We start from the raw sequence: 3,326 nt of genomic DNA on the forward strand, positions 1-3,326 counted from the left end.
GATATAAACGATAAAATTTGACTAAACGCCCGATGATTAAAAAAGTGGAATAAGATACTTAAAGATTGATGATAGTTGTATTGTACAGTTAACTTTGGGAATTGTTCAAAATGTGTGCTGTGTGCTGTGTGCTGTGTGCTGTGTGCTGTGTGCTGTTGTTTACCATTTTACCATGACCTATACATTTTCGCAAAGCCTTTGATTTATTTTGTTATCTTCATATAAAATTATTAGATTAGCAATTAATAACTGATTAATTAATTTTCCCCAATTGATTATTTAATAATAACTTATATTTAAATCTCAAAATAAGACTTTAGGATAAATAGAGAGACAGATTATAAACATAAAAACGTATCGCTTTAAAGTAAATAAACTTATTTTTTGTTAAGATTTGTAAATTTAGCTTTTTTATTTATGAATTATATTGATAGAGTTAAATTTATAGCTGATAATCGAAAATTAAAAGTCTGTAATATTTTGTTAAATATTTTCGCACATCAACAATATAATAACTAGTATTAATTTACTAGTTATTATTTTACCTATTCAAATCATCAAGTATTAGTTGTCATTTTTTAAGTTAATATTGTTCATAGCTAAAGAAAAATGTTTTATCCACTCCTCATTAAACATTTTTTCTATATTGCTCACGCCCAACAATGATTGATATTTAATCATATTTTTTGTTTTGTAATGCCTTTAAAATTACTTAATAAATATAAAATATAGGTAATTTTATATTTACTTTTCCGAAAGATATTTAGATTTATTAATTGTTGCTTCCACTGCATCAATCACAGCTGACCGAAAGCCTTTAGCTTCAAGCATTTGCACTCCCTCAATTGTAGTGCCAGCAGGTGAGCAGACCATATCTTTTAATTCACCTGGATGTTTACCTGTTTCTAATAATAGTTTTGCCGATCCTAAAACTGCTTGGGCAGCAAACTTGTAAGCTTGTTTTCTTGATAATCCGCCTTTAACCGCGCCATCAGCTAGTGCTTCAATAAACATAAACACAAAAGCGGGGGAAGATCCACTTGCACCAATAACTGCATCAATTAAATCTTCAGGAACAACTTCTGTTTCACCAATACAATTTAATAATTGTTGAACAGCAGATAATTCTTCATCCGTAATTTCGGTATTGGGAGTAATTGAACACATTGCGGCATTAACAAGTGCTGGTGTGTTTGGCATAACTCGTATAATTTTTTGCTCATAACCTACACATTTGGCAATTGTTTTAATGGTAACACCTGCCGCAATTGAAATAACGATGGTATTTTTCTTTAACTCTTTTTGAATATCAACAAGTACATCAACAATCACATTAGGCTTAACCGCAATAAAAACTATATCGACTTCACGAGCAACATCTCTTGCTGAATCGAGATTATTGACTGAATAAGTTTGATTAAGAACTTGACCTTTTTCTGGATGATGATCATAAACATAAATTTGTGTTCCTGGCACAATATTACTACCCAAAATACCTTGCAATATGGCATTTCCCATGTTACCTAAACCAATAAAACCAATTTTTTGTTCCATTTATTTATCACCTTTTAATATCAATGCTTTTTCACAATTATAGAATATTTTTTTAATACAAAACTCACTTTTTAACAATATAGTTTATCGTTAACTATATTTATAAGTATTTTTAAATCTAAAGCTAATTTCTATTAAAGTGTGTGATCAATAGTTGTTAAACATTTTACTTTTTAAATAAGAAAAGTAGCATTTGCTGACGTGTTGTTTAAAACTAATTAGCAACCATATTAATTCTTAGTTTACATCAATGCGAAATTTATTGGCTATCTAGGCAAAAAATTGAGTTCTTTCTTGCCTAAAAGCCACGATCAGATCTGTTTTAGGTGATAACTGGCAAACTAAGGAGTAACGCAGGCTACCCTATAATCTTGATCCGAATGAGCTCTATCTCCAACAAGCCCATTATTAGCCTCTACAACAAAATTAGTATCCCAGTAATGTTGATCTGATGTCCAATAATATGCACGGTTGATTGCATCCCAATTAGGATCACCTACTTTAAAAAACTCCCAATCACTGTCTTTGTAGTAAATTTGAGTCATACGCCCCCATTCGCTAAGTAATCCTCCCATCCAATAACCATTTTCTTTATAACTAATTTTTCGTAAATAAGTTTCGTCTATTATACCATTTTGCCAATTAACACTTTCTGCTCGATTTGAATTAGAAAAGTCCAGTACTTTAATTACACGATACCCGCCACCATTAAAATTATTACAAAACGTTACAGCATTTTGATAACCGCCTGCACCGCCTTTTTTAGCTACATACCAACGCTCTAATCTAAAACTATACAATGAGCCATTGTTTTTATCGTGTAAATAAAATGTTGAAGGAATAAAGGAACCAGGGTTACTCTCCTTAGGGCCCATTAAGGTAATTTTGACTAACCCTGTCGGTAGCGTATTTTCAGCATTTAACGTTAATGTTACCCCTCCCCTCGAAATTGTATCACCATTCGTATTAATAAATTCTTGTGCTTTCATTCCTGCAACACTCAAGTAAAAAAATAAATTATGAGAGCCTGTGGTTGGAAAGTTTGCCCCTGGATTCGCTGGATTATAAGCATAAAACCCCCTATGCTTATTCCACTCGCCATTTCCTGCGTTAATAGAAGAAATCGCTCCATCATAAGGGATTTTACCCGAGTGAAAATCAAACTCTAAATTTGGTTTTGCGTAACAAAACTTAGGTTTATCCACCTTTGGATAAAGGAAATAGGTATGTTTTCCTCCCGTAAAATGACCTCCTTGAGATGGTATGCCATATTCTGTTTCAATACTCATATCCCCAACTTCTAACGTCAATTTATAAGGTGCATCACACCCATTGAGTAAGCTATTGGCATTGTGCTTCACATAATCAGTAATATCTTGCCCTTCTATATTTTCCCATTTAATTTTTAGCTTACTCATTCCGTTACCATGAATAATATCACCATCATCATCTTTCCAATAACCATTATTCTCAATAACATTATCGGTTAATTCATTTGGGTAATTTTTAAATGACACTAATGTTTTTATATCTGCAAAGGTTGCTGATACCTTATCTAACATGATTGGATTTTCCATGCTTGAGGTATCTTTGGATGCATTTACAACTCTATTGCCAGGCAATGTAATCGACAATAAAGGAACAACGGAATTCGCATGTGTCACGCCATTATCAAATGTTAAATATGGCGCACTACCATGAATCTCTTTCACTGTTGCAGCTGTTAATGCTGATAAAGCATTATTTGATATAACTAATCCTAATAATGCCAA

At 32.2% G+C, this 3,326-nt stretch carries 2 protein-coding genes; both read right to left on the reverse strand.

Annotated features, from left to right (window positions below):
* Positions 1-744: 744 nt before the first annotated feature.
* The gene (gene proC / locus A9G24_RS11525) at positions 745-1,554 is read right to left on the reverse strand and encodes a pyrroline-5-carboxylate reductase (protein ID WP_065639144.1); all 810 of its coding nucleotides are present in this window, start codon (positions 1,552-1,554) and stop codon (positions 745-747) included.
* Between the two features lie 341 nt (positions 1,555-1,895).
* A partial coding sequence (locus A9G24_RS12960) for a hypothetical protein (protein ID WP_176701208.1) occupies positions 1,896-3,326 on the reverse strand: 1,431 nt, incomplete at its 5' end.

The organism is Gilliamella sp. App6-5, assembly GCF_001690525.1.
Taxonomy (GTDB): domain Bacteria; phylum Pseudomonadota; class Gammaproteobacteria; order Enterobacterales; family Orbaceae; genus Gilliamella; species Gilliamella apicola_H.